Annotated in this window: 27 protein-coding genes and 1 pseudogene; 9 read left to right on the top strand and 19 right to left on the bottom strand. The window is 33.4% G+C overall.

The genetic code is table 11. From position 1 onward, the window contains the following. Positions 1–21: 21 nt before the first annotated feature. The 4 genes from ACEE93_RS01080 to ACEE93_RS01065 form a co-directional block, all read right to left on the bottom strand. Positions 22–1,746: an ABC transporter ATP-binding protein gene (locus ACEE93_RS01080; protein ID WP_449156338.1), complete on the bottom strand. Its 1,725-nt coding sequence runs from the start codon at positions 1,744–1,746 to the stop codon at positions 22–24. 291 nt (positions 1,747–2,037) lie between these two features. Next, a complete protein-coding gene (gene tagD / locus ACEE93_RS01075; RefSeq protein ID WP_449155410.1) occupies positions 2,038–2,436 on the bottom strand; it encodes a glycerol-3-phosphate cytidylyltransferase in 399 nt (132 codons plus the stop codon). A 94-nt stretch (positions 2,437–2,530) separates the two neighbouring features. Continuing rightward, positions 2,531–3,625 (bottom strand): teichoic acid glycerol-phosphate primase TarB, encoded by a 1,095-nt coding sequence (gene tarB, locus ACEE93_RS01070; protein WP_449155409.1) that lies wholly within the window; start codon positions 3,623–3,625, stop codon positions 2,531–2,533. Between the two features lie 248 nt (positions 3,626–3,873). Further along, positions 3,874–4,677, bottom strand: a complete 804-nt coding sequence (locus ACEE93_RS01065; protein WP_449155408.1) for an ABC transporter permease — start codon at positions 4,675–4,677, stop codon at positions 3,874–3,876. Positions 4,678–4,989: 312 nt separating this feature from the next. Here ACEE93_RS01065 and tagH point away from each other — a divergent pair, with 312 nt between their 5' ends. Then, positions 4,990–5,784 (top strand): teichoic acids export ABC transporter ATP-binding subunit TagH, encoded by a 795-nt coding sequence (tagH, locus tag ACEE93_RS01060; RefSeq protein WP_449155407.1) that lies wholly within the window; start codon positions 4,990–4,992, stop codon positions 5,782–5,784. A gap of 103 nt (positions 5,785–5,887) precedes the next feature. On the opposite strand, the gene tarA is transcribed toward tagH, so the two are convergent. Beyond that, the gene (gene tarA / locus ACEE93_RS01055; protein WP_449155504.1) at positions 5,888–6,628 is read right to left on the bottom strand and encodes an N-acetylglucosaminyldiphosphoundecaprenol N-acetyl-beta-D-mannosaminyltransferase TarA; all 741 of its coding nucleotides are present in this window, start codon (positions 6,626–6,628) and stop codon (positions 5,888–5,890) included. A 413-nt stretch (positions 6,629–7,041) separates the two neighbouring features. On the opposite strand from tarA, the gene ACEE93_RS01050 reads away from it, so the two are divergent. Continuing rightward, on the top strand, positions 7,042–7,791 hold the full coding sequence (locus ACEE93_RS01050) for a M50 family metallopeptidase (RefSeq protein WP_449155406.1): 750 nt from the start codon (positions 7,042–7,044) through the stop codon (positions 7,789–7,791). Positions 7,792–7,848: 57 nt separating this feature from the next. Here ACEE93_RS01050 and ACEE93_RS01045 read toward each other — a convergent pair whose 3' ends face one another. Continuing rightward, entirely contained in the window at positions 7,849–8,505 is a 657-nt protein-coding gene (locus ACEE93_RS01045) for a metal-dependent transcriptional regulator (RefSeq protein ID WP_449155405.1), read from the bottom strand. A 120-nt stretch (positions 8,506–8,625) separates the two neighbouring features. Between ACEE93_RS01045 and ACEE93_RS01040 the strand changes: the two genes are divergently transcribed. From ACEE93_RS01040 to mntC, 3 genes and pseudogenes are all read left to right on the top strand, one after another. Continuing rightward, positions 8,626–9,399 (top strand): metal ABC transporter ATP-binding protein, encoded by a 774-nt coding sequence (locus ACEE93_RS01040; protein ID WP_449155404.1) that lies wholly within the window; start codon positions 8,626–8,628, stop codon positions 9,397–9,399. Further along, positions 9,374–10,214, top strand: a pseudogene (locus ACEE93_RS01035) (metal ABC transporter permease). The gene ACEE93_RS01040 and the pseudogene ACEE93_RS01035 overlap by 26 nt, the downstream one beginning before the upstream one ends. Continuing rightward, positions 10,214–11,131 (top strand): manganese ABC transporter substrate-binding lipoprotein MntC, encoded by a 918-nt coding sequence (mntC, locus tag ACEE93_RS01030; protein WP_449155503.1) that lies wholly within the window; start codon positions 10,214–10,216, stop codon positions 11,129–11,131. The pseudogene ACEE93_RS01035 and the gene mntC overlap by 1 nt, the downstream one beginning before the upstream one ends. A 276-nt stretch (positions 11,132–11,407) precedes the next feature. On the opposite strand, the gene ACEE93_RS01025 is transcribed toward mntC, so the two are convergent. From ACEE93_RS01025 to ACEE93_RS00995, 7 genes are read right to left on the bottom strand one after another with little or no spacing between them, the layout of a single operon-like run. Continuing rightward, the gene (locus ACEE93_RS01025; RefSeq protein ID WP_449156337.1) at positions 11,408–11,848 is read right to left on the bottom strand and encodes a Na+/H+ antiporter subunit G; all 441 of its coding nucleotides are present in this window, start codon (positions 11,846–11,848) and stop codon (positions 11,408–11,410) included. After that, complete coding sequence (locus ACEE93_RS01020) at positions 11,835–12,125, bottom strand: monovalent cation/H+ antiporter complex subunit F (protein WP_449155401.1); 291 nt, start codon at positions 12,123–12,125, stop codon at positions 11,835–11,837. Before ACEE93_RS01020 ends, ACEE93_RS01025 begins: the two co-directional genes overlap by 14 nt. Then, entirely contained in the window at positions 12,122–12,604 is a 483-nt protein-coding gene (locus tag ACEE93_RS01015; RefSeq protein ID WP_449155400.1) for a Na+/H+ antiporter subunit E, read from the bottom strand. The genes ACEE93_RS01020 and ACEE93_RS01015 overlap by 4 nt, the downstream gene beginning before the upstream one ends. After that, positions 12,601–14,106: a Na+/H+ antiporter subunit D gene (locus tag ACEE93_RS01010; RefSeq protein ID WP_449155399.1), complete on the bottom strand. Its 1,506-nt coding sequence runs from the start codon at positions 14,104–14,106 to the stop codon at positions 12,601–12,603. The genes ACEE93_RS01015 and ACEE93_RS01010 overlap by 4 nt, the downstream gene beginning before the upstream one ends. Then, positions 14,099–14,443 carry a Na+/H+ antiporter Mnh2 subunit C gene (gene mnhC2 / locus ACEE93_RS01005; RefSeq protein ID WP_449155398.1) on the bottom strand — a complete coding sequence of 115 codons (345 nt, stop codon included), beginning with the start codon at positions 14,441–14,443 and terminating at the stop codon, positions 14,099–14,101. The genes ACEE93_RS01010 and mnhC2 overlap by 8 nt, the downstream gene beginning before the upstream one ends. Then, complete coding sequence (locus ACEE93_RS01000) at positions 14,440–14,865, bottom strand: monovalent cation/H+ antiporter subunit B (protein WP_449155397.1); 426 nt, start codon at positions 14,863–14,865, stop codon at positions 14,440–14,442. Before ACEE93_RS01000 ends, mnhC2 begins: the two co-directional genes overlap by 4 nt. After that, entirely contained in the window at positions 14,852–17,230 is a 2,379-nt protein-coding gene (locus ACEE93_RS00995) for a DUF4040 family protein (RefSeq protein WP_449156336.1), read from the bottom strand. The genes ACEE93_RS01000 and ACEE93_RS00995 overlap by 14 nt, the downstream gene beginning before the upstream one ends. Positions 17,231–17,399: 169 nt before the next feature. Here ACEE93_RS00995 and sroA point away from each other — a divergent pair, with 169 nt between their 5' ends. From sroA to sarA, 4 genes are all read left to right on the top strand, one after another. Continuing rightward, complete coding sequence (sroA, locus tag ACEE93_RS00990) at positions 17,400–17,603, top strand: sigS mRNA-stabilizing protein SroA (RefSeq protein ID WP_449155395.1); 204 nt, start codon at positions 17,400–17,402, stop codon at positions 17,601–17,603. A gap of 15 nt (positions 17,604–17,618) precedes the next feature. Continuing rightward, a complete protein-coding gene (locus ACEE93_RS00985; RefSeq protein WP_449155394.1) occupies positions 17,619–17,840 on the top strand; it encodes a DUF2922 domain-containing protein in 222 nt (73 codons plus the stop codon). Between the two features lie 555 nt (positions 17,841–18,395). Continuing rightward, complete coding sequence (locus tag ACEE93_RS00980) at positions 18,396–19,298, top strand: hypothetical protein (protein ID WP_449155393.1); 903 nt, start codon at positions 18,396–18,398, stop codon at positions 19,296–19,298. A gap of 379 nt (positions 19,299–19,677) precedes the next feature. Further along, entirely contained in the window at positions 19,678–20,049 is a 372-nt protein-coding gene (sarA, locus tag ACEE93_RS00975; protein ID WP_449155392.1) for a global transcriptional regulator SarA, read from the top strand. 159 nt (positions 20,050–20,208) lie between these two features. On the opposite strand, the gene ACEE93_RS00970 is transcribed toward sarA, so the two are convergent. The 6 genes from ACEE93_RS00970 to ACEE93_RS00945 form a co-directional block, all read right to left on the bottom strand. Continuing rightward, positions 20,209–20,925 (bottom strand): hypothetical protein, encoded by a 717-nt coding sequence (locus tag ACEE93_RS00970; protein WP_449155391.1) that lies wholly within the window; start codon positions 20,923–20,925, stop codon positions 20,209–20,211. 178 nt (positions 20,926–21,103) lie between these two features. Then, positions 21,104–21,613 carry an SA0570 family protein gene (locus ACEE93_RS00965; protein WP_449155390.1) on the bottom strand — a complete coding sequence of 170 codons (510 nt, stop codon included), beginning with the start codon at positions 21,611–21,613 and terminating at the stop codon, positions 21,104–21,106. Positions 21,614–21,699: 86 nt separating this feature from the next. Beyond that, the gene (locus tag ACEE93_RS00960) at positions 21,700–22,500 is read right to left on the bottom strand and encodes an alpha/beta fold hydrolase (RefSeq protein WP_449155389.1); all 801 of its coding nucleotides are present in this window, start codon (positions 22,498–22,500) and stop codon (positions 21,700–21,702) included. Then, the gene (locus ACEE93_RS00955) at positions 22,500–23,207 is read right to left on the bottom strand and encodes an HAD family hydrolase (protein WP_449155388.1); all 708 of its coding nucleotides are present in this window, start codon (positions 23,205–23,207) and stop codon (positions 22,500–22,502) included. Before ACEE93_RS00955 ends, ACEE93_RS00960 begins: the two co-directional genes overlap by 1 nt. A gap of 45 nt (positions 23,208–23,252) precedes the next feature. Next, positions 23,253–24,215 (bottom strand): FecCD family ABC transporter permease, encoded by a 963-nt coding sequence (locus tag ACEE93_RS00950; RefSeq protein ID WP_449155387.1) that lies wholly within the window; start codon positions 24,213–24,215, stop codon positions 23,253–23,255. Beyond that, the gene (locus tag ACEE93_RS00945; RefSeq protein ID WP_449155386.1) at positions 24,202–25,086 is read right to left on the bottom strand and encodes an ABC transporter substrate-binding protein; all 885 of its coding nucleotides are present in this window, start codon (positions 25,084–25,086) and stop codon (positions 24,202–24,204) included. The genes ACEE93_RS00950 and ACEE93_RS00945 overlap by 14 nt, the downstream gene beginning before the upstream one ends. Between the last annotated feature and the right edge of the window lie 5 nt (positions 25,087–25,091).

The following is a 25,091-nucleotide window of genomic DNA, read 5'->3' as shown; positions in this document are numbered from 1 at the left end:
CGATGCGAAACGGTTTTTAAATTATTGTTGCGTCAAGTTTTGAGTTTTAACAAACTGTTGATACTTTTCGTGTTCCCTCATTAATACCTCGTGTTGTCCTTTACCTGTGACTTCTCCTTGATCTAAAAAGATGATTTGACCTGCTTTTTTAATCGTTGATAAACGATGTGCAATGACAATCGTGGTACGGTTTTCCATTAATGTACTTAAAGCTTCTTGTATTTTATATTCACTTTCACTATCTAGGTTGGCAGTAGCTTCATCTAATAATAAGACATCAGGATTTTTCACAAAACTGCGCGCAATATCAATACGTTGTCGTTGTCCTCCAGATAATTTTAGACCTCGTTCACCAACGATGGTGTCATACCCTTGCTCAAATGCCATAATAAATTCGTGGCAATTAGCTAATTTAGCATAATGTATTAATTCCTCGTCTGATACCTCTCGATCAATACCGTACAGAATGTTATCGCGAATCGTTCCATTCATCATCGCATTATTTTGCATGACATAACCGATTTTACGTCGCCAATCTGTTAATGATAGCTCATATATCGATTGACCATTATACGTAATATCTCCGCGATTCACATCATACATTCGCTCAATCAAACTGAAAATCGTACTTTTTCCTGAACCTGATGGCCCAACAAAAGCCGTCACTTCTCCACGTGTGATATTAAATGAAACGTCTTTTAAGATTGGTTTAACATCATAACTAAAATCAACGTGGTTAAATACTAAATCACCATTTGAAATCGTTTCACGGTATGTAGGTGTTGGAATCTCTTCTAATGGTTCTTGTAAGATTTCATCAATACGACTGCTAGCTCCAACGGCTTTTTTGTAGTCTGTCACTAACGTCGATAAATTGATTAACGGCATCGATAAATTAAGTACATAAAAAATCATCGCCACAAGCGTACCGGCTGAAATCGCACCAGAAGCAATACGTAAGCCACCAAAACCTAAAATCATACCAATTGTTATCAGCATGATAATCCCTGAGATAGGCTGAACAATCGCCGCAATTTTTGCTTGTTTTAATCCTAATCGATAGATTTCCGATAAATTATAATGTGCCTTTTCCAGCTCTAACTTTTCTGTATTAGACACTTTCACTAATCGCATTTCTGTTAAAACACGACCTAATAGACCACTAAAATTCGCTATTTCAGATTGAGTATTGGATGATATTTTTTGCATGAGTTTACCTATTGGAATCATCACAAGTGCAAAAATAGGAATGGTGATAAAAGTTAATAAAGTCATTTGCCAATCTAGAATAAATAACATGATTAATGACCCAATTAACGTGATGAGCGATGGAAAGAAGTTAGGTAATTTTTGAGAGATGAAATCGTTAATCACTTTTGTATCATCAGTTAAACGACTCATTAATTGACCACTTTCATTTTGATCGAAAAAAGGCATTTTTAAATGAATGATATGTCTCCATAATACGGAGCGAATGGCATATATCATCTTTTCACCTATTTTGTTAAGCAAGTAATATCCTATGCCACCTAATACTGCATTAAATAAAAACACAATAATTAATATCACAATAAAAGTGGGATCAATAGAATCCAATGTAAATTTATCTACCATTCGGCCAGTAAATAATGGGACTAATAAACCACTAAGACTCCCTAAAGAAGCGATGATCACCGCAACAATAATGAGCTTTATTGGCCAAGAAATTTTCTTTAAAAGAAAGAATAATGGATTATGTGTTTTCATATTTTGATACCTCATTTATTAGTTACTATCGATATATAGAAGTATTATTTTAGACCCTCGGGAAGACTGAAGACAGTTTGACCGCAGTCTAACCTCTGCATAAAAGTGATTAATATATCCATCGTACACTTTACTAAGAATGCTTCTCTAAAGTGTAATAAAACGTCTATTTCCGTATTCTTCGCTATGATAATTATAACACCTTTTGATTCATGGTACATTCAAAGTTCTACAAAAGCGCATTAAAAAAGAGTAAGACATGCTATCTTACTCTTTTACTCGTTTTAATATTTAGCGAGCACTATTACCGTAAAGTTCTTTCTTGATTTGAGTTGTAGAAATACCTTCTGTACGTTTTAAGTAAACAACCTCGCATTTATCTTTTAAGAAGTCGAACTCGCCTTCCCAGTCATGACCCATGACAAAAACATCAATATCGAAGGTTTCAACATCATGTTCTTTTTGATTCCAATCATTTTCTGGAATGACTAAATCGACATAACGAATTGATTCAAGCATCATTTTACGTTGTTCAAAGTCATAATAAGATTTCTTATTTTTAATACGATTAAATTCATCGCTTGATAACGCAACTACTAAATAGTCTCCCATTTCACGTGCACGTCGTAATAATTCGATGTGCCCATAGTGTAAAAGATCATACGTTCCATATGTAATGACACGTTTCATCTTTACACCTCCTTAACATTATTAATAATATCTTTATTTTTTTAGAATTATAACATGATTAATTAGAAATATATACTAATATCTAATTAACAGATTAAATACGGACAATTTTATCAACGTAATTGACTACTTGGTTTAAACTTTCGGCAGTATTATATTGATGCCAATGTTTAAATAAAGGTTGAAAATCGCCTTTTTTAACACGTTGATGTAAAGCTTGTTCATCATATACCTTATAATCTGCTGGTATTTCTTGATAATAATATTGATTTAAACCACGGATTTTATCATAATCCGCTTCATCATACACATAAAATAGTGCAGGTGTATCGATTAAACTAGCCTCTATCGCAAGAGAACTATAATCCGTAATAATAAGGTCTGCAGCTATTAATAAATCTAATGTACACATTTGCACATTTTGGCTCGCTGCTGAGACTGCTGGATGATACTTACTTAACAGTGTATAACCAGGTACTGCTGCTTCAAATGCTTCTTTATCGAGAATGCGATTATCTTGCCCATCCTCACGATAAGTCGGCAAATAAACTGCTATTTTATTATCAACGCCTAATTCCCGTTTCATTTTAGCTTTATGAGCTTCTAAATCTAATTTTAAATAAGTCGTTAAACGTGGATTTCCGAAACATAACAATTGATCATATTTAGCTTCAAATGCACGTTTAAAACACGTTGCCATATTTTCCCCGCCTACTAAATACTTATCTGTAGCTTGATACACCTTTTTATATTGATTAACCACACGTGGCTGCGTTAAATCCACTGCATGATCTTCTAAACCAAACTTTTTTAATGCGCCCGCTGCATGCCATGTTTGAATGACGGTTTGGTTTCTCTTTTTTTCAAATCCGGCCATCATTAAATAATACGTATCAATTAAAATAACTTTAGCCGTCGACAGTGCACCAATTTGCTGAATTAATGTGTAATTTGACAACGCATGATACGAAATATTCTCTCTATTTTCTAAAAACGAAAAATCTTTAGGGTCCGCAAAAACTGTCACGCGGTATCCTTGTTTACTTAATTTATAAACGAGTGGTAAGATATCTTCCTTAAATGTCATTAATGCGACGATATGATTAGCATCAACGCGTCTTTTTTGAAATAAAACATTTATCCATGTAGTCATTTCAATATATATCGCTTTGATAACAGAACGCAACATTGTATTATCCCCTTTCTGTTTATTAGCAAAAAAAGAGGTTGAAACATAAAGTACGGGTGCTCTGGTATTCACTATTATAGAGAGCTACCATAGATGGCGCTCTATAATGAGTTTTGTCCACAGCAGGACCCCATTGAACAAATAATGAGTTTAAAGATAATATATACTTTACCTTCTCGACTCTTATCTTCATATGTATCTGTTCAACACTGTCCCCCAACACTTTTGTCTCAACCTCATGTGTTTATTTACATAAAATCTGCAAAGTGATCTCTGTAGCGCATATGCAACATCGATCCAATTACAAAAAATAAAATAACTACAACGACATTATATAATGTCAATTCCCAATGTTCGATAAAGTACCACTCTTGATAAAGTATCGCGGCACGATAACTTTCAGCGATAAAATAAATCGGATTGAACATTAATATCTTTTCTGCAAGTGACCCACTTGATGGTGCCCATAAAATAGGTGACATGTAGAAAAGAACCCTTAATAAAGCTTGCATCGCCATTTGCGTATCTCTAATCAACACTCCCAAAGTTGATGTTAGTAAAGTCACAGAGACTGTAAACAAATAGGCAAATGGAATATATAAAGCTAATTGAACTATATATATAGTTGGTGTAATACCAAAAAGCGCACATAAAATTACAATCGCAAGCACTAAAGCAAGGTGCCCGTAAAGCTTACTCGTTACAATGTACGTCGGAATAATTGAAAGCGGAAAATTCATTTTCGCCACTTGACCATACTTCATTGTAATCGACTTTGTACCTTCCAATATACCTTGGTTGATAAAGAACCACATGCTTATCCCTACAAGCAACCAATAAATAAATGGTATGCCATCAACAGGATCATTGCTTCGTATACCAAATCCAAAAACAAACCAGTAAACCATGATTTGAATAATCGGATTAATTAACTCCCAAGCTAATCCAAGATAATTGTTGTGATTCGTAATTTTAAGTTGGAATTGTGCTAATCTTTGAATTAAATAAAAACCTTTAAAATGTTCTTTTAATACAGTGATTACTGAGTTCATACTTACCACGCTTTCACACGTAAGACGAAAATGATTAATCGTCATACTATCATTTAGTTTGACGCTAACACTATCATCTCATATTCTAAAAAGGAAAACATCTCAAAACATAAAGTTAATAATCATTAAAAATGTTAAAAATGCATAAATGTGATATTCTATCAAAATAGCACGAAATCATACTCATGCCCTTTACACAAAATTTACAAATTTAACAACTTCATAATAATATATTATAATCTATATGTATAGATGATGAAAGAAAAATCATTAAAAAATTGATATATAACTTTAAATAAGAGGAATATTTATATGAATCCAACAGTTACTATTAATCAAGTTACTAAAGAATATCGTATTTATCGAAATAATAAGGAACGTATTAAAGACACATTTTGGCCTAAACATAAAAACAAAACGTTTTACGCTTTAAAAGATGTCTCATTGAACGCTTACGAAGGAGACGTTATAGGGCTAGTTGGCATTAATGGTTCTGGAAAGTCAACCCTCAGCAATATGATCGGCGGCTCTTTATCCCCGACTCATGGCCACATTGAACGTAAAGGCGATGTCAGTGTGATTGCTATCAATGCTGGACTAAATGGTAATCTCACGGGCATGGAAAATATCGAATTTAAAATGCTTTGTATGGGATTTAATAAACACCAAATTAAAGCCTTAACGCCTCAAATCGTTGAATTTAGTGAACTTGGTGAGTTTATTTATCAACCCGTCAAAAAGTATTCAAGTGGGATGCGTTCAAAATTAGGATTTTCAATCAGTGTCACGATTGATCCTGATATCCTTGTGATTGACGAAGCTTTATCTGTAGGTGACCAAACATTCACCCAAAAAAGTTTGAAAAAAATCTATGAATTTAAAGAAGCCAATAAGACGATCTTTTTTGTCAGCCATAACTTAAAACAAGTGCGAGAATTTTGTACAAAAATTGCTTGGATTGAAGCCGGCCAATTAAAATCATTTGGTTCTGTAGAAGACGTTTTACCACAATATGAACGTTTCTTAAAAGATTTTAAAAAGAAATCTACAAAAGAACAAAAAGCATTTCGTAATCAATTAGACGAAAATCGTTTTGAAATTAAATAATTTAAGGTTTTCCTTCCCTATTGGTATAATAAAAGCCCCCATTTTAACACATGTGTAAAATGGGGGTATGTTTATGTTTAAAAAGTTAAACCACTTATTAAAGCTACGACGTACGTGTTTTTTGTTTATATACTTCCCATAAAAATTTAGGGATACGTTTCATACGATGGATACGTTTCATATTTTTAATGCAACGATAAGCCCACTCTAAATTTAATGCTCTAAAAAGATAAGGCGCCCGTTTCACTTCACCACTAAAAACATCAATTGAACCACCAACGCCCATCATCATTGTATGCGTAAAATGGTGACGATGGTGATGTATCCATTGTTCTTGTTTAGGATAACCCATGCCAACAAAAATAAAATCCGGATTAAATTGACGAATTTGCTTACTCAATGTCGCATCATTCATTTCAATAAAGCCGTGATGTGTCTCAATTTCAATATTTGGATAAGTTTGTTTGATTGTACGTGCCGCTTTTTCCACGATAGGCGTGGTGGATCCTAATAAAAATACTTTTTTCGATTTAACATTCGCGATTTCTAAGCATGATTCCATCAATTCAATACCAGGTAAACGCTCTTGCAATGGTTTACCGAGCCAACGGGATGCTTTAACGATACCCGTACCATCAGGAATAATATAGTCCGCCTGATTAATCATATTTTGATAAAGCGGATTTTCATACGCATAATGTACAATCTCTGGATTTGCGGTTACTACAAACAAGTTATGTGTGGTATCCGTGTTTAAATAACGCGTCACATTTTGATGCATTTCATTTAAAGTCACGTTATCAAACATTACGTTTAACACATTGACCGGCTTTCTATCCTTCATTAATACAAATTGATCTTCTATATTGATTGGTTTTTCATTTGTTAGTGTATAGCCTTGATTCAAACTAGGCATTACTTTTGCCATAGTCTCACCTTCAATCTTCACTTTAAATGCCAATATCTTTATCTCTTTAGCATTTAAACAGTTCCTTATCCATTAAGGTCACGTCACTAATAATTGCAAATATTGATATTAGCATCGTTTACATTATTTTTACATTATATTTATGTAACTTTAACATAATTATAATTACATTCAAGTAATTTTGCATATATTTAGGTCTAAAGTTGGATAAATTTTCATTCAAAATAATGTCACATATTTTGCTAAAGTTAATTAAGACTAAAGTCCATAGTGTAAGGCAATACAACTACGTTATACTATGTTTAGATTTTTACAGAAAGGTGCATATTATGCTTACATCTCATTGGTTAACCTCTCCCCTTCCTATCTCTACACTGTTATTGCTATTTTTTACAATTGTTTATTTAATAGCACATCATTACTATCAACGTCATTCTCTGTTTTCTTTATTGGATATTGGTTTAAATTATATTCCAGTATTAACGCATGAATTTGGCCATGTGTTATTTAATCGTTTAAGTGGCGGTCGTACATTAGATTTAGTGGTCGTCGCAACTCGACGAGAGAGGAACGAAACGGGGCAACAGGGTTATGCCATTACGCAAAGTAAATCTAAAATGAGCCAAATACTTACTACAGTTGGCGGATATCTCATGCCACCCATTATGTTTAGTTTCGGCTTATTTTTACAAAGTAAGGGTCAAGGTGTTTTCTTCATCCTACTTTATATCATTATCTTTTTATACTTTACATTTAAAACATCTCGAAAATTAGTACCCATCAGTATTATTATATTTTTAGCTTTGATTAGCTACTTAGGTATACAATCTACAAATTTTAGCAATTACTCATACATTTACATGATTGTGTATCATTTTATGGTCGGGACCTTACTCGGTGAAATCATACAATCCACCCTCACAATTATTAAATTAACATTTACTAAACCCTCACCTACTTGGGACGGAACGACTTTACGTCATCTCACTAACCTGCCAGTGATGGTTTTTTCATGTTTATGGGTTGTCATCAATCTTTTTGTCGCATTTTATTTTATTCAATCTTTTATTTTAAAATAGTTCTAGCTAAAAACCTTCAAAATGACATCCAAGCCATTTTGAAGGTTTTCATTTGTTCTATTGACGACTGATTAATTCTCCGTAGATATAAGATGCATTTTGATAACTTAATACGACGACATGTTGATCATTATCCACTTCGATAATGCGATTAATATCATCTCGTTTAGTAATTGTAACCTCTTCGCCTATTTGAATAGATTGATTGGACAAATATACCAATAACTCAGCGTGATCCTTCACTCGTCGAATCGCTACACGGTCTCCCACTTCAAAATCAAGCAATGCCGTTTGATAGATTTCTTCAAATTGATTGTCACGTGGAATAACGCCACCATGCGGACACGTTTTAGGGTGTTGTAATAATTGATCTAATCGCTCTATAAATCGTTGTGATACTCTATGTTCCAACACTTCTGCTTCTTCATGAACTTCTTCCCAAGTATAATTCAGTATTTCTATTAAAAATAATTCGAGCAAGCGATGACGTTTGATGACATCTAAAGTATGTGTTAATCCTTTTTGAGTTAACTTAACGCCTTTATATGGCTTTGTATTAACATATCCCTCTTTTTCTAAACGATTTAACATTTCACTAACAGATGGTGGTTTGATATTTAAAAATTGAGATATGGTCTTATTTGAAACATAATTTTCAACACCATTATGGCTCAATATCGCTTTTAAATAATCCTCTTTCTCTTCAGTTAGCATAAGTTCACCCCTACTATATATTCATCTTATTGTATCACGAAGTTACTTGACAATGATAATTTTACCTTTATAATATATTTTAATTAGGTTAACCTAAACTTTTAGAAAGGTGGTGTTAATATGTCATCATTAGAACTGGAAAATGTCAATTTAACGATAGGTAATCATCGTATTCTTAACGATATTTCTTTAACGATTCCAATCCAAGGTGAAATGATTGGCGTGATGGGACCTAATGGTAGTGGAAAATCCTCGCTCATTAAATCCATCATTGGTGAACTCCCATTTAAAGGACGCATTTTATTGAATCAAACACATAGTCAAAATGCTTTAAAACAAATAACGTATATCCCGCAAAAATCAGAATTAGATTTAAATTTTCCGATTAATGTTGAAAATGTAGTGCTTTCGGGATGTTATCAAAATTTAGGATGGTTTAAACGCGTCCCATCTTCTCTCAAATCACAATGTCTACAAACTTTAAAACAATTAGGGTTAGATCATTTAAGGAAAAGACAACTTAACGCGTTAAGTGGCGGTCAACTGCAGCGTGTCTTAATTGCTCACGCTTTAATGTCAGATAGCCTTGTCTATTTATTGGATGAACCTTTCGTAGGAATCGACTTTAAAAGTGAAGCGATTATCTTTGAACAACTCAAACAACTTAAAGCTCAAGGTAAATTAATCATCGTCGTACATCACGACCTATCATCAGCGCAACACTATTTTGATCGCATCATTTTACTTAATCAGTCCGTTCAATTTTTTGGTGATAGTGAGACGGCTTTGCGTCCTGAAATGATTGAGTCCACATTTCTTAAGACACCACACGAAACAAATAGAGTATCTAACAGAGGAGGCGCTATACATGACGTTCATTCAACATCTATTTGAGTATCAGTTCTTATCTCGCGCGTTACTCACTGCATTATTGGTAGGTGTGGTATGTGGCATAATGGGATGCTTTATCATTTTAAGAGGGCTCTCGTTAATGGGAGACGCGATGAGTCACGCTGTATTGCCTGGTGTTGCTTTATCGTTCATGTTTAACATTCCGCTATTTATCGGAGCATTATTTACAGGCATGTTAAGCAGCATACTCAATCGGCTACATTACGGATGTTTCAAAAACCAAAAAAGATGCTGCGATTGGGATTACTTTTACGACTTTTTTGGCATTAGGGATTGTATTAATTAGCTTAATTCATTCCGCTACGGATTTATATCACCTTTTATTTGGTAACATTTTAGCGATTACATATGAGTCGTTTATAACGACCTTGATTGTCAGTGTCATTGTTATTAGCTTAGTTTTTATTTTTTATCGTCCTTTAATGATATCGACACTTGATTCTGTTTTTAGTCGTATGAGTGGTCTTAATGTCACGGTACTGCACTATTTTGTGATGTTATTACTCGCTTTTGTCATTGTCGCAAGCGTACAAACAGTTGGCGTCATTTTAGTTGTAGCGCTATTAATTACACCTGCATCAACAGCCTATTTAATTGCGCATAGACTATCAACCATGATACTGATTTCTTGCTTATTTAGTATCATCAGCTCAACACTCGGTATTTATATTAGTTTTCAGTACAACTTACCTAGTGGTGCTGTCATCGTTTTAATCGCATCACTACTTTATGCACTAACATTAGGATTTACATTAATTAAAAATTATTTTTATAAAGGAGCATTCAAAACTTCATGATGAAACGTTTTATAATGATATGCGCAATAATGCTATTATTGTCAGCATGTAATATAAAAGAAGATAATCCACCTAAAGATCAACTCAAAATTGTAACAACAAACTCAATCTTATATGATATGGCTAAAAATGTGACAGGTGATGAAGCAAAGATACATAGTATTGTTCCCATCGGACAGGACCCACATGAATATGAGATTAAACCCAAAGATGTTCAAGCCCTTACAGATGCCGATGTAATCATTTATAATGGCTTCAATTTAGAAACGGGTAATGGTTGGTTTAACAAAGCGTTAAAACAAGCTGGTAAGTCAATAGATGATGCTAATGTTATTCAAGCTTCTGAGGATGTGTCACCTATTTATTTAAAACATAGTCAAAAAACACCTGAGAACATAGATCCTCACGCTTGGTTAAGTTTAGATAATGGATTGCGTTATGTTAAAACAATATCTGAAGGTATTCAACGTGTAGACGCTGACCATAAAAAAATGTATCAAAAAAATACGAAGACTTATTTAAAGCAACTAGAAACACTTAATAATAAGAGTAAAGACCTTTTTAACGATATTCCTAAGTCAAAACGACACATGATGACAAGTGAAGGGGCGTTTAAATATTTTGCTCAACAATATGATGTTACGCCTGGTTACATTTGGGAAATCAATACTGAAAACCAAGGTACACCTGAACAAATGAAACAAGCCATAGATTATGTCCATCAACATCATCTTAAAAACTTATTGTTAGAAACAAGTGTTAATAATAAAAGCATGAAAAGTTTATCTGAAGAAACAGGTGTTTCAATTTATGGCAAAGTGTATACAGACTCAATTGGTCAAAAAGGGAGTGATGGCGATTCTTATTATAATATGATGAAATCCAATATTAATACCATTCACGGTAGTATGAAATAACATCCTCCATTGTAATCAACTCGTTAAAATAGTTTAAAAATAAGTCTTAGGATTGGTGAGATTTTACCCTCCAAGTTATCTCACATTCCTAAGGCTTTTCAATATATTTTTATAATTTTCTCAAAGCAATTAAAGGTTCGCCTGCTCACTTTCGCTCGCATGCATAACGTGCACTAATCTCACTATGTTCGAAGTTATCATGGTTCGCCTGCTCACTTTCGCTCGCATGCATAACGAACACTAACTCACTTTGTTCGAAGTGTTCGTAACTTTGTTTTAATCCTGATCTAACCTCGAATAGACTTTTTTTCTTCGTTTGATTCGTTTGTCGATGCGGATGCGTCGTTTAGTTTCTTCGTCGAGTGATGATTGGTTTAAGTCTGTGCTGTCTTTGGCTTGGCGTTTTTGATACATATATATCCCAGTTCGATAGGCTGCTCGTGATATTAAGTGACCGCCTACTGGAGCGGTGATGTTAATAAATACTAAAGCGAGGAGTGTCCGGACACTCACGTAACCTTGTAAAGCGATGAAATAAATGAAGACACCTACTAATGTTAATAACACTGCTGCTGTTGAAGATTTGGTTGCAGCATGAATACGTAAGAAGATATCTTTAAATCGCACGAGGCCAATGGCGCTGACCAATGCAATAATACTCCCTATAAATACCATAATCGCCGCGATTAACATTACTATCTCATTAATCTTTTCCATTGAATACACGACCTCCTTCGATAAAGCGAGATATCGTTACAGAACTTAAAAATGAGATAATCGCGATAAGTAATACAGAATCTAAGAAGGATACTGTTTCAAATATTAAACTTAATACCCCTACTGTAGACATTAAAATAGCACTAATGGCATCAAATGCTACAACGCGATCAGCCGTAGTTGGTCCTTGGATGAGGCGAAACAACACAATAACCACTGAAATAGCAAAAATTACTATTGAAGCAGAAAGCAACATGTACGTGATTGTTATCATCATTTGGACACCTCCTCAATTAATCGCTCATACTGTTTAATACTTTTAAGTAATTGTTTTTTCTCTTTTTCCGTCACATCAATAGAGTGAATTAAAAATAAATTAGGATCTCTATTAACGTGAATCACGGTTGACCCAGGCGTTATAATGATCAGTATTGTTAAAAACGTCACTTGCCAATCAGAATTTAATTCTGTTTCATACCGCACTAGCCCTGGATTCATTTTAGAGGCTTTGAACAAGACATAATTCATTATTGAGAATGTAGACGTCAGTAATTGATATAAATACGTGGCTAAAAATTTAATAGAGACCCATATCTTTTTAGGATAGAACTCTTGATTAAAAAATTTATGTAGTAAATATATAATTACTAAACCTATAATGTAACCCGCTACAAAGGTATTAAAATAAAAGGCTTCTTGGTCTTGAAACAGAACCCACAATAAAGCAATCATAATATTCAACGCAATCTGTCTCATGTTTGATCACCTCTTAATTCGGGGTTCACTTGTTCGCTGTACGTATCAATGTCCATATTCGTTGTTGTTGCAATCGTTGTAACTTTTTCAATCACGGGCGCTGCTAAACCGATTGCTACAACAAGTGCTGTCATGACCATTATAATCTTTTTACGTATTGGTTTAACCGGTTTGTACATCACAGCTTCACCTTTTTGTTCACTACCAGCATACATGTAAAAGAAGATACGGAATAAGCTGTACATTCCGATTAAACTTGTAATCACCATTATGAATAAACCAACGTAATGTTGATGTTCAATTGCACCTAGAAAGATCATTAATTTCCCAGGAAAACCACTCAATGGTGGAACGCCGCCAATGGCTAAAATAACGATGATGAAAGCAACACCTAACCAAGGTTCTTTTTGCGCTAATCCTCTTAGCTTTTTATATTGACGATAGCCTGTTATGTAGACCATGACACCGATAATACAGAACAATAAGGCTTTCAACAGAATATCGTTAAAGAGATAAAAAATTGCACCGTTTACACCGTGAAATGTATTTGTACTTAACCCTAAAACAACAAAGCCAATCGATAAGATAACCTGATAGGCGGCAACCTTCTTAATATCATGATATGCCAATGTACCGATTGCACCGATGCCCATCGTGATACAAGCCATTACAACAAGTAAAATTTCTATCGACTCACTACTACGGTTAAAGATGAGCGTGAAAAAGCGAATCAGTGCATAAGCTCCTACTTTGGTCATTAAAGCGGCAAATAACGCAGCTAATTCTGTATTTAATACAGCATACGCTTTAGGTAGCCACATATATAGAACTAACGCAGATTTAGCACCAAAAGCGACAATAAATAACATTGCAATAATATTCAGCGCTGAAGTATCTTCCATTTCACTAATACGTAAAGCGACATGTGTAAAGTTCAAACTACCTACACGACGATATAACAACGCAATACCTACAAGTAAAAACCATGAGCCAATAATATTCAGTACCACATAAATGATACTTGCACGTAACTGTTCAACGGATTGTCCTAATGTGACGAGCACGAAGGAAGCTAATAACATAATCTCAAACATAACATACAGATTGAATATATCTGCTGTTAAAAAAGAACCAATTACACCTGTTGTTAAGAAAAGGATGAAAGATAATAGGTAATAACGACTTGCTCGTTTTTCCCCTCGGCCGAAACCGAATAAGACAATTAAAAACACAACCAAGCATGTCATTGTAACAAGTAATAAACTGAGCGTATCCCCTACAAATTGAATACCAAATGGTGCTTCCCATCCACCAAAATTAAGGACAATAGGTTGTTGATGGTAAGTGACATTGATCAATAATAATAGAGAGACGACAAATGAAATCGTAAAAATCGCAAACGTAATATAGCGAGATATACGTACCTTTCTATTAAAAATAACCATCAATAATGCACCAATTAATGGTAACAATAACGGGACAATTAATAAGTTCTCATTCATCTTGATCCTCCCTTCTTAACACATCGATTTCATCTTCTTTCGTTACTTTAAATGTTCGATAAATTAATACAAGTAAAAATGCTGTAATCGCAAATCCAATGACGATAGCCGTTAACACAATCGCTTGTAATAATGGATCAACATAGTCTGCTTGTCCACTATTAATAAGCGGTTCTTGTTTGTATGACGCATAATTTCCCATACTCATCACTATCAAATTACCAGCGTGCGTATACATAGCAATACCGATAATGATACGGATTAAATTTTTCGATAGGACCATATACGTTCCAATAAATACTAAAAATCCTATAGCAATTAATAAAATAATGTTCATGAGCGACCACCACTAAGTGATAAGATTGTCGTCACTAAAACACCGACGACTGTGATCATAATTCCCGCTTCAAATATAGTAATTGAGGAGATTGAGATTTCATCAAAATAAGGAATATATACTGTCCATTCCCATTGATACAATATCGACTTTCCTTTAAAGACTGGAAAGATAGCTGTTGTAATTGAGATAAGAGCGCCAATGATCATTAACTTTCTAAAATCAATAGGCAGCGTCTCTAATACTTGAACAACGTCAAAAGCTAAAAATAACAAAATGAAGGCAGAACTAATGATGAGACCAGCTATGAAGCCGCCACCTGGATTATCATGACCTGCAAAAAAGAGATAGATTCCAAATGTTAAAATTATAAACACAACAATACGTGTGACTGTTTTAAGTACTAAATCACTCTCTTTCATCTTGACCTCTCCTATCTCTATAGTTTAATAATGTGTAAATACCGAGTCCGGCAATAATAAGAACTACACTTTCTAATAACGTATCCAACGCACGGAAATCACCTAAAATGGCATTGACAATATTTTTACCTCCAGATTTTTCATAGGCATCATTGTAATATACAGAAATGGCTTCAAGGCTATTTGTTTGTTGAATAATGAATAAAATACTAACCACTGTGAGTGCTGTCACTAGAGATACTAAAATTTTGATAGATTCCGTCTTCAAGTTAAACCGACCTCTAGGAATATTCGGTAACCTTGAAAAACTAACGATAAAGAGTACGGTTGTAATGGTTTCAATCACTAATTGGGTTAACGCTAAGTCAGGTGCACGCATTAAAATGAAGAATAAAACAACCGTATATCCGATCGCACTTGTTAAAATAACCATCGTTAAACGTTGGCGTATGAATATAAGTGCTGTACCAATAATGATAACGATAAGTAATAAAATAATATGGAATGTATGATATTCATATACATCAATTTTAAATAATTCAGGAAGACCTGAACTAATGACACCATAAACTTGAATAATAAAATAAATAGCTAATGTAGTAATAATGTAATAATTCAATCTATTATTCATTAATGTAATTAAGCCATAACTAGATGTAGATTCTAAGTGACGGAATCCTTTTTCAAGGATATTATGAAAGGCCCAATTTTCAGATGATGCTTTAAAACGCATCCAATTGATTCCGAAAACACCAAGAGCACCTAAAATAATAATCGCTATACTCATTAAGAATGGTAAGTTAATACCACTCCATCTTTCTAATTCTGGCGCTGAAGATGCTAACGCTGAAGATGCGACCACATTATTAAAGGCAGGTTGAACAATATAATGACCTATCCATTGCGGTACGATAAATATCAGCGGTAAACATAGTGCCATTATAATAGAGGGCGCAATGAAACGTTTAGGTTCATGGATATTAAACTGTTTAGGTGCTTTTCCTAAAAATGTCTCTTTAATAATGTGTAAGCCATAAATAAATGTAAATAGACTAGCAATCCACCCTATTGCTACCATAATCACCATCATTATAGGATTGAATGCTGATAATTCATGACTGTGCAATAAACCTTCAAAAAACATTTCTTTACTAATAAATCCATTTAAAAATGGAAAACCCGCCATGGATAAGCTTGCCACAGTCATAACAACCATAGTAATTGGTAAATACTTCTTCAGACCACCTAAATGACGAATATCCCTCGTGCCAGCTTCATGATCAATGACACCTGCTCCCATAAACAGGGCCCCTTTAAACAGCGCATGGTTTACCACATGAAACATACCGGCAAATAAAATATAAGCATACATTTCAACCATAGCGGCGTTATCGGCTTTCACAATACCGCCACCAATACCTACCATAGTCATAATCATTCCAAGTTGACTGATAGTAGAATAAGCTAAAATGGCTTTAATATCATATTGGCGAATGGCTGTGATAGCTCCGTATAACATCGTCAATAACCCGATACCTGTAACGACATATGTATAGGTATCACTGTAACCAAGTATTGGTGTATATCGAAGTAATAAGAAAATACCTGCTTTAACCATTGTCGCTGAATGTAAATATGCACTAACCGGAGTTGGTGCCGCCATTGCTTTAGGCAACCAAAAATGGAATGGCCATTGTGCTGATTTGGTTAAGGCACCAAGCAATAACATCACTACAATTGGCACAAATAGTGGACTTTCAACAATTTTATCTACTTGCGCAATTTGAGCAGTAATTGTATTTGTTCCCGTTACTACATATAACATTAGGAAACCAACTAACATAGCTAAACCGCCAAATACTGTAATCATAAAGGAAGTTACCGCGCCATCTTGGCTGTCTTTTTGATCATACCAATAACTAATTAATAAAAATGATGACACACTTGTAAGTTCCCAGAATATGTACAGTACAATTGTGTTGTTAGATAACACAATTCCTAACATACTCATCATAAATAAAACTAAATAGGTAAAAAAACGTGGGACATTATCTTTTTCATAAGATAAGTAACGTGTTGCATAGTAAAAAACAGCAATTCCAATGAAAGAAATTAATAGACCAAATAGTAAACTCAAACCATCTAATCTAAATATCAAATGAATATCAAAAGTAGAAAGCCACTTTAATTTTTCAACATGATAATCTCCTTTTAATACGTCTGGAATATATAAAACAAAAACAATCGTAGAAATAATAGGAGCGGCTAATGCAACCCAACTTGCTAATTTTTGAGCCCCCATTTTCATCGTTATCATTAAAAACAACATAATAACAATTAATAAAATAAACAATCCGATAAGCATGTAGGATGCACCTCCTCTTTTTTTATGAAATGTAAGCCAACACTAGAGCCATATAAACTATGTCATATCGTTATACCATTATAACATCATTGATTTTTCAAATTTTTTTAATAAAAGTGTCCTTTTTTAAGATCTATTTCGATATATATAGTGAAAGGAGGTCAGAACTATGACAACAAAAAATTTATCTCTCATTCTGACACACACAACACTCACTCAAGAAGGTAAAGCAACCAAAGTATCTCGCCGTTTTAATCGTTTGAACACGAATGCATCTAATGAGGAATTACTTCAATTTGCCAAAGCAATTGAAATGATTACTGGCGAACAGTTTGATGCTGTTGAAGTTGTAAAAACAGATTTAATTAACTAATTAGGAGGACTTACTATGAATACAAAAGCTTTAGAAATTATATTTGAAAATGAAAATCAAAAACCATTTAAATTAACCATCCCCAATTTGGCCGCTTCAATCACAAAAGAAATTATTGAAGTTCAAGCTAAAAACATTATTAAAAGTAATGTTTTAACTTCTTCGGGAGGTCAAATGAAACTTGTAAAATCTGCACAAATTGTCGATAAGATTGTTACTGTTTTTGAATTAAACTAGACCATTACATGATAGAAAATGAAGACATCATATCGTTTAATTTTTATTTAGTAAAATAAGTTAATGAGCTGAGGTGAGCGTAAAGATATAAGCATGCTCTAACCTCAGCTTTATTGTTTGAAGAAAACGATCTCCATTCATATCTATAAACATAGCTAAATAAAGTGCTGAGCTTTTTACTTCTATTCCCTCATTTTAACGATTTATGTATACATAGGCTAATTTATGAATCGTTTGGAATGAAGCAATGTAGATGATTAAACCATTTATAAAAAATCAATATTATGCCTAAATAGTATGCAAGTGATATTAGCACTAATACTCTAACTGCATAATCACTCTACTATACTTATTATACAGGGTATTGGATTATATCTCAATTATTCAATTTGAATTTTTTCAGTCTTGAAACGCGATAAAACAATATTATCCGATATTTATTTTTAATATTTAAATAATTACGTTCAATCTTACTTACTTTATAATAAATTTCAATTTTGCATCTCTTATTAATTTCAGTATAATACCTATACGGATACTTAAAGGAGTGACTTAATGAACAAGAAATTTTTTATCATTATACTATCCACAGTACTCATTCTTTCTACAATTATGACGCTATATTTTATAGTGTATCATCCGCAAAAGCGTCCTCATTTTAACTCTATTCACGCTCAACTGACTAACCCTTCCCGTCTACAAGGAACCATCGCCCCTACCGAACGCTATACACTATTTTTAGATTCGCGTTACGGTCAACTTGATAAAATACTCGTCAACAATTCGGATACCATCACAAAAGATACCCCTCTCATTCGTTATTATAATCAAACAGTCGCTGCTCGCATTGATAGTTTAAATCAACTCTCGCAACAACGTTTAAGCCCTGAACAATCGTTTCAATTAACTTACCAACTCGCAGATCTTAAGCCGCAATTATATACTGACATTAAAAGTCCCATCGCAGGACGTATCTTTTTATACCCTAACGTAGCTGACCACCATGGCGCCACAATATTAGATGTGATTTCTAAAACACAACATATCGTTTTTAATGTTCCCGAAAACCTCTATCACCACTTTAAGCCTAAGCAAAAAATTCAGCTCATTCAACAAACCAATCGGCAACCATTGGAGGGCTCGATTATCTCTATTGCCCCTCAACCTAACCCTTCTCAAGATAAAAGTAAACTCTCAAATTATACGATGACTGTGAAAGTGAATAAAACATTTCCAATCGGCACGCATTTTGATCTTCTAATTGAAACACCAAAAATCATATTACCAAATGATGTTTTATTAAATGAAAATACAGTACTTGTATACAAGCAAAATAAATTTGTAGAACGTCGTATCCAATATGAACAAATAGATGGGCAATTATTGATTAAAAAAGGTATTTTTGATGGAGAAATAATTGTTCGAAATCCTAAATCAACAGGTCATAAAGTGTCTTAGACCTTATTACACCTTTCAGCTTTTTCCTTTTTAATTGATTTTTTAAGTTATATAAATTACTCTTTAGGTATATTTAATATATAAAACACTAATTTTAAATATCGTGAGTTTTAAAATTCAATTGGTAGATAGAATTATTCAATTTCCTATAAAGCATCCAGTTTTACAAAATATTGCTATTCAGTTATAATTAATTGAAACAATGTATACTATATTGTGTTAACATATATTTTTACTCATCGTTTTTATAGTATTATTACATTAGAAATTGGGAAGAATAATTTTTTACTATTGACCGATGAATGACGAATGTACGTTATTTATAATTAGTATATCAATAATTAACTAAGGGAAAAGATTGTGGGAGGTTTTTTTAAAAATGGCAGTTACTCGTGTGAAAGATTGTTTTGAATTATTATCTATGGTGACTTATGCAGACAGGTTAAAAAGTGTGATTAAAAAGGAATTTAAAATCAGCTTTGAAGAATTCGCTGTATTAACTTACTTAAGCCATAAAATCGAAGAGGAATATTATTTAAAAGACATTATTAACAGTCTTAATTACAAGCAGCCACAAGTTGTTAAGGCTGTGAAAAATTTATCTCAAGAGGGCTACTTTGATAAACGTCGTAATGAACAAGATGAGCGTACTGTTCTAATTTTAATCAACGACGAACAACGTGAAAAAATTGACGAACTACTTTCACGTGTCAATGAAACCATTAAATCAACTGATATTAGACCTCAATAATATTTAACAGAATTAGGCTACCGACACCTATTCTGAAAATCGATTAAGTTAAAATATTTAACTTAATCGATTTTTTGTTCCCTTTCAAAATGTAAAAAATCCCACAAAAAATGCTATACAATGTGCTCATAGCCATTGTATAGCATTTATTTTATCTTCTTATAAACGTTTGCGTGACGACAATTCGATTGTGTAGAAAATAATAAGGATTAAAATCATAATCCAGATAGCGATAGAGACAAGTTGTGCAATTTGATTATCAAGAATAACGGCATCAATCGTTTTTTGCACAAACAATAATCCAGTACCTGTATATTCTAATCGCTTTACATATAAACCATAAAAGACAATCGCTATACCAATGATAGCAACGACGATATGAGTATATAAGCTCACGATATAAATACCTAAATTAACATCAAACGCATTAAGTAATATTAATACGACAGCCACAATCGCTAAGACCAAACCTGCGTAGCTTTCCATCTTATTACGATACAAGTAATTTTTCTTCATAATTCTTGAATAAATTAAAATAGAGATGGGTAAAATCACAACCATATAAATAATCGATAAGCCAGTCGCCGCACCGAATGCAACTAATTGTTTATCATATAAATATGAAATCAATATGAAGTTAATAATAAAGAATACTATTGGATTGAATTGTAATGTGAATATATTTTTCTGAATCGTTAATATGATTTCGGCGGGTGATTTTTGACGGTACTCAATGTAATCCATATTTTCTTTTTCTGATTTTTGAATGTCTTTCCGCAAGCTTTCTTTAACATCATCTATCAAATTAGAAGAAATTCCTTTGTAGGAAAGGTAATCTTCTACATTTTCTAAAAGTACGCGATCATTGGTTCTCATATTTTCCTTCCTCTGCAACTTTTAATCATATTATAATAAAAACCTAATTTGAATGCTACCTACTTCAACCTTTTAAATCTTCAATATATTTTAATAGTAACACTAAAATAAGGACTAAGATTCTCTTTCAATTCTCAGCCCTTATCCAACTTATTTATTTTACATTCTATAAACAGCGTTAAGCACCTAAGTCAATACGATATAATTTTAATGTTTTATCTTTAGGTGTATCTGTAGTAAATTGATAACTTACTTGATCATCTTGAATATAACCTTGATTACCTGTTACGTCATTAAAGTGAGCGCGCGTAATCGCATCCTTATCGACTACATTTTTAACTTGGTCATATGATGCACCATCTATGTCATTGTAGCTCATCGTAATATGACTCACTTTAGGTGTCTCTCCATTATGATTGGTTGTTATGATCAACAGCCCTTGTGGTAAGTGATACTCATAGTATTGCTCATCACTTGAAGCTGATTCAGTTCGAATGCCTTCACCGTACTGTTGTTCTACCTTATCAATCGTGTCACCTATTGCTACATTTTCAATACTCTTAGATCCTTCTTGTAATTCCTTAACAGCATCAATAGATGTCCCTTCAGCTGCATGCGCTAAACCTACACCTAATCCAAAAACCATCACACTTGAGAGTAATAACGTATTAATCACTTTTTTCATCATATCGTGTCACTCCTTTTGTAATGTTAGAAGTTTCACTATCATTATACCCAAAATTTCAGTAAATTAACAACTAGATTACAAAGGTGTTACAAATCCATGTTTTTTGTCGTCTTACGCATAAATGCTTTGACTGACTTTAAAAAGCGCTCAGGTTCTTCTACGAATGGATAAACCCCAGATTTTTTAAACAATTGAAACTCTGCATTTGGTAAACGGTCCACTACTTCTTCAGCTTCTTTAGGCGGAACGCGTTTATTGGCCTGACCACTAATTACTAATGTTCTAACCTTTATACTAGGTAAGACTGCTTTAATATTTGTATGAATAAAGGATTCATCAACAGCGCGAAGCTCATAATCTGTTAATAAACCTGCTGAATCATTCACACTTTTTAAGAACTTTCTTACTTTGTGTTTGGAATAATAAAGATGTTTTTCTAAAAACTTTTCTTGATCACTTTCATCTAATGTACGAATAGTTTCCGCATATTTTCTGAATAAACGTTCATGAGGTAACATATCATCTTCAACAGTTGGATTGATCAAAATAAGTTCTGACACTTTGTCTGGGAATCTTGCAGTTAAGTCTAAGGCAATAGACGCGCCAAGTTCATTACCCACTACAGTGGCTGAATCGATATATAAAAACTCTAATATTTCATTGATATCTTGAGCATATTGTTGAAATTCAATTTTTAAAGGCTTGTCTGAATAACCGTGCCCTCTCATATCTATTAGAATTACTTGAAAGTAACGTGCTAAACGTTTAGCAATCTTTTCAAAAACGGTATGATTCATATTAATAGAATGAATCATCACAATAGGGTGCCCTTTCCCCATTGATCGATAATTTAATGCTACACCATCTGTCGTTCTAAATAATTGCATTAGTTTTCAGCCTCCTTAGGTAAATTTAAAATATCAAGTAGCTCTTCTAGCGTGTGGATTTCAAAATCCATCTCTGAATCAAACGGTCTTAGCGTTTCTTCTTTTTTATCTTCATGACAATACCATACGCTAATCATTCCCATTGCTCTGGCAGGAGCCACATCATTAAGTGCATCATCACCAACATAAATGATTTCTTCAGGTTTAACGTCAAGTTTACTGACGATATCTTCGTAAATTTTAGGATGTGGTTTACGATATCCCACAGTTTCTGATGTAGAAATATGATTAACATAATCTTCAATACCTAACGCATAAATACGATATTGTTTAATTTTAGTTTTCCCATTTGCGATAATACCAATTTTATAGCCAGCTTTATTGAGTGTTTTCAAGGTGAAGTTGGTATCATAAAAAGGAAAAACGTAACGATAAAAATGCATTTCAAAATCATTAAACAAATCTTTCCAACTTAAGCGATCAATATTAAATTGCTTTATAATTTCTTTGTAAACATCTGGTTTATCATGATCTTCATCATCATCTAAATCAATAAATTTTGTGCGAAAATCATTTGCTTGAACTCGAACTAAATAATCATGAAACCTTTCATACTGTTCCTCTATGAACTTTTCACGAGACTTTTGACGATCTAACAACGTGCCCTCTAAATCAAAAATAACTGCTTTAACATGCGTTAAGTCCATTTTTATAACCTCATTATATTATCGATTATTTTATTTATCTCCATATTAATCTAACTTATGAGAACGTTCAACAATCATTAAATAAAACATCATAGGGATACCAATAATAGCCAAAACAATACTTGCTGGTAACTGAATAGGATCAAATAGCCGAGCACCGATTACATCAGCTAGTACCATCACTGTGCCACCTATTAGTAAATTTAATATCATTTTATAGGATAAAGTACGTTTGGTAGTGCGTTGAATAAATTGTGGAATGACGATACCAATAAAGCCAATGATACCAGTAAATCCAATAATAACTGTCGATAATACAGTAGCTAACAGTAAAACAATCATAGAGACCTTTTGGATATTCCCACCTAATGAAAGGCCTGAATCAACATCTAATTGCAACAATTTAATTTGCGAAACTTGTAATAATAAACATAACACTACAATAATTAGTGCAATCGTAATGTATATCACTTCTTTATATTCTGCAGCGGAAAAACCACCATACATATAGTACATGATATTTTGTAAACGTTTAGGATTAAATTGTATCAGTAAAAAGACAAGCGCATTCATTAAAGCACCAATCATAATACCAGATAAGATTAATGATTGAGAAAACCCTCTATAGCCAATAAAATAGGCTATCGTCATGACTAGAATGAGGGATAAAAATCCACCTATCATCGATAAAGGGACGATCCAAAAAAAGGATAAGCCTAAAAATGTCGCAAGCGCTGCGCCTAATGTTGCGCCACTCGCTAAGCCAAGCGTAAAACTGTCCGCTAATGTATTATTTAAGATGATTTGAAACATTTGACCTGCAAGTGTTAAGCCCATACCTGCTACCAAAGCGAGTAAGACACGTGGCAATCTCACATTAAATATTAAGACATATGTTAACTCATTACCCCAATCTATCCCGCTTAATACGCTATAGCTTACACTTAATATTAAAAGAAGGCTCCATATTATAAGAATTATGAAGCCTTTTTGATTATTCTTTTTCATAAATAGCATCTCTTAGACGTTGTAGTCCTTCATCTAAACGGGGACCTGGTCGAGATAACATATCGTCATTCAGCGCTTTAACATGATCATCTTTTACAGCTGTAACCTTATCAAATCCGTCTCTTTGTGAGACTTCTTTTTGATAATCCTCAGTCTTTGTCCCTGCTATCGAAAGCATGACATCAGGATCTTTTTTAATGACTTGTTCTTTACTCACTTTTGGCCAACCTTCTACATCGTGAAACACATTTTTCGCATTGATTTGTTTTAACATATCATCAATAAATGTGCCTCCACCAACTGTATAAAGTTCTGGATTAGAAGCGACTTCGACATACACATTTGGTGATGTTTTTGTCTCAGGAATGGTTTTCTTAATTTCTTTAATATTATTTTGTGTTTCCTTAACTAAATCATCAGCTTCCTCTTTTTTGTCCACTAACTTACCAATAAAATGGAACGTATCATACATTTCATCAATAGATTGCGCATCGTGAACATATTCTACATTAACGCCACTTTTTTCCAGACTATCTAATACTTTACCTTGAGTTGCCTTTTGAGTTTCATGCGCCAATATTAAGTCAGGTTGTGTTTTAATCAATTCCTCTTTGTCTAAGTTCATGGCGTCAAATTGTTTTTTGTTTTGAACCTCTTTCGGATAATCATCAACTGTAGAAACGCCGACAACTCGGTCTCCAACCCCTAATTCGTATAAAATTTCTGTATTACTAGGCATCAACGAAATAATACGTTCTGGGGCTCTTTCAGATGATGATGTATTTCCACCAGGTTTATCTCCTTTGTAGTTACATCCAGCTAACAAAAGCATTGTAGCACATACTAATACCATTAATTGCCTTAATTTCATGACAT

This window comes from Staphylococcus sp. 11262D007BW, from assembly GCF_053547815.1.
This window is presented reverse-complemented; position numbering and strand designations above follow the sequence as displayed.

Bases quoted from the DNA above. Each gene is read 5' to 3' on its own strand.
- ACEE93_RS01040 (WP_449155404.1), top strand. From the start codon at position 8,626: ATGTCATCATTAGAACTGGAAAATGTCAATTTAACGATAGGTAATCAT.
- ACEE93_RS01050 (WP_449155406.1), top strand. From the start codon at position 7,042: ATGCTTACATCTCATTGGTTAACCTCTCCCCTTCCTATCTCTACACTG.
- ACEE93_RS00965 (WP_449155390.1), bottom strand. From the start codon at position 21,613: ATGATGAAAAAAGTGATTAATACGTTATTACTCTCAAGTGTGATGGTT.
- tagD (WP_449155410.1), bottom strand. From the start codon at position 2,436: ATGAAACGTGTCATTACATATGGAACGTATGATCTTTTACACTATGGG.
- ACEE93_RS01065 (WP_449155408.1), bottom strand. From the start codon at position 4,677: ATGAACTCAGTAATCACTGTATTAAAAGAACATTTTAAAGGTTTTTAT.
- ACEE93_RS01045 (WP_449155405.1), bottom strand. From the start codon at position 8,505: ATGCTAACTGAAGAGAAAGAGGATTATTTAAAAGCGATATTGAGCCAT.
- ACEE93_RS00985 (WP_449155394.1), top strand. From the start codon at position 17,619: ATGAATACAAAAGCTTTAGAAATTATATTTGAAAATGAAAATCAAAAA.
- ACEE93_RS01000 (WP_449155397.1), bottom strand. From the start codon at position 14,865: ATGAAAGAGAGTGATTTAGTACTTAAAACAGTCACACGTATTGTTGTG.
- ACEE93_RS00980 (WP_449155393.1), top strand. From the start codon at position 18,396: ATGAACAAGAAATTTTTTATCATTATACTATCCACAGTACTCATTCTT.
- mnhC2 (WP_449155398.1), bottom strand. From the start codon at position 14,443: ATGAACATTATTTTATTAATTGCTATAGGATTTTTAGTATTTATTGGA.
- ACEE93_RS01010 (WP_449155399.1), bottom strand. From the start codon at position 14,106: ATGAATGAGAACTTATTAATTGTCCCGTTATTGTTACCATTAATTGGT.
- tarA (WP_449155504.1), bottom strand. From the start codon at position 6,628: ATGAAGGATAGAAAGCCGGTCAATGTGTTAAACGTAATGTTTGATAAC.
- ACEE93_RS01020 (WP_449155401.1), bottom strand. From the start codon at position 12,125: ATGATGATAACAATCACGTACATGTTGCTTTCTGCTTCAATAGTAATT.
- sarA (WP_449155392.1), top strand. From the start codon at position 19,678: ATGGCAGTTACTCGTGTGAAAGATTGTTTTGAATTATTATCTATGGTG.
- ACEE93_RS01015 (WP_449155400.1), bottom strand. From the start codon at position 12,604: ATGAGACAGATTGCGTTGAATATTATGATTGCTTTATTGTGGGTTCTG.
- tagH (WP_449155407.1), top strand. From the start codon at position 4,990: ATGAATCCAACAGTTACTATTAATCAAGTTACTAAAGAATATCGTATT.
- ACEE93_RS00970 (WP_449155391.1), bottom strand. From the start codon at position 20,925: ATGAGAACCAATGATCGCGTACTTTTAGAAAATGTAGAAGATTACCTT.
- ACEE93_RS01080 (WP_449156338.1), bottom strand. From the start codon at position 1,746: ATGAAAACACATAATCCATTATTCTTTCTTTTAAAGAAAATTTCTTGG.
- ACEE93_RS00945 (WP_449155386.1), bottom strand. From the start codon at position 25,086: ATGAAATTAAGGCAATTAATGGTATTAGTATGTGCTACAATGCTTTTG.
- mntC (WP_449155503.1), top strand. From the start codon at position 10,214: ATGAAACGTTTTATAATGATATGCGCAATAATGCTATTATTGTCAGCA.
- ACEE93_RS01025 (WP_449156337.1), bottom strand. From the start codon at position 11,848: ATGGAAAAGATTAATGAGATAGTAATGTTAATCGCGGCGATTATGGTA.
- sroA (WP_449155395.1), top strand. From the start codon at position 17,400: ATGACAACAAAAAATTTATCTCTCATTCTGACACACACAACACTCACT.
- ACEE93_RS00960 (WP_449155389.1), bottom strand. From the start codon at position 22,500: ATGCAATTATTTAGAACGACAGATGGTGTAGCATTAAATTATCGATCA.
- ACEE93_RS00995 (WP_449156336.1), bottom strand. From the start codon at position 17,230: ATGCTTATCGGATTGTTTATTTTATTAATTGTTATTATGTTGTTTTTA.
- ACEE93_RS00950 (WP_449155387.1), bottom strand. From the start codon at position 24,215: ATGAAAAAGAATAATCAAAAAGGCTTCATAATTCTTATAATATGGAGC.
- ACEE93_RS00955 (WP_449155388.1), bottom strand. From the start codon at position 23,207: ATGGACTTAACGCATGTTAAAGCAGTTATTTTTGATTTAGAGGGCACG.
- tarB (WP_449155409.1), bottom strand. From the start codon at position 3,625: ATGTTGCGTTCTGTTATCAAAGCGATATATATTGAAATGACTACATGG.